This window comes from Megasphaera geminata F0357 (genome assembly GCF_000239275.1).
GTDB classification, from domain to species: Bacteria; Bacillota; Negativicutes; order Veillonellales; family Megasphaeraceae; genus Megasphaera; species Megasphaera geminata.
Genome location: NZ_JH417597.1, coordinates 1 through 684 on the forward strand (window position 1 = coordinate 1; position 684 = coordinate 684).

General features: G+C 49.7%; 2 protein-coding genes. One reads left to right on the top strand and one right to left on the bottom strand.

Features of this window, described 5'->3' with window-relative positions:
- Positions 1 to 445, bottom strand: a 445-nt coding sequence (locus tag HMPREF0080_RS11685) for a hypothetical protein (RefSeq protein ID WP_006790275.1), incomplete at its 3' end; no start/stop codon positions are given.
- Between HMPREF0080_RS11685 and HMPREF0080_RS11530 the strand changes: the two genes are divergently transcribed.
- Positions 335 to 684: DDE-type integrase/transposase/recombinase (locus HMPREF0080_RS11530; RefSeq protein WP_425358114.1), on the top strand; the 350-nt coding region annotated here is incomplete at its 3' end. The genes HMPREF0080_RS11685 and HMPREF0080_RS11530 overlap by 111 nt on opposite strands.

The following is a 684-nucleotide window of genomic DNA, read 5'->3' on the forward strand; positions in this document are numbered from 1 at the left end:
TGACGGGTCTCCGGATTCTCTCCGCTATCGCTCCAGAAAACCCCACAGCCACCCCAATCAACATACGCCTGCCGAACTTAAGCTTATCGCTGATATGCGCCGTAGAAATCCCCATGCCGGCCTTGTTGTCTTCTGGGTAAAGCTTATGCAGCGTGGCTACACGCGTTCTATTGCAGGCCTCTATCGCGTGCTCAGAAGACAGGGAATCATGGCGGTGAAGCCACCCAACCCCAAGTATATTCCTAAGCCCTATGAGCCCATGCAGTATCCGGGCCAACGATTCCCAATCGATGTGAAATTCGTCCCTTCTGCTTGTCTGAAGAATCCCAACGTCATCCGTACCCGTTTCTTCCAATATACAGCTATAGATGAGTATTCTCGCTGGCGCTATGTAGAGGCCTTCGAGGAGCATAGTACCTATTCTTCCGCTGTCTTTCTGGATCATCTTGTAAAGGTGTTCCCCCTACCCATAGAATGTGTACAGACAGATAACGGGACAGAATTTACTAATCGCTTCACCTCTCACAGGGACAAACCCACTCTGTTTGAGTCTCGCTTAATGCAGTATGGCATTCGACACAAGCGGATCCGACCGTTTACTCCTCGCCATAATGGAAAAGTTGAGCGCAGCCACCGCAAGGATAATGAACGCTTTTATGCCACTCATTCCTTCTATTCGTTTGA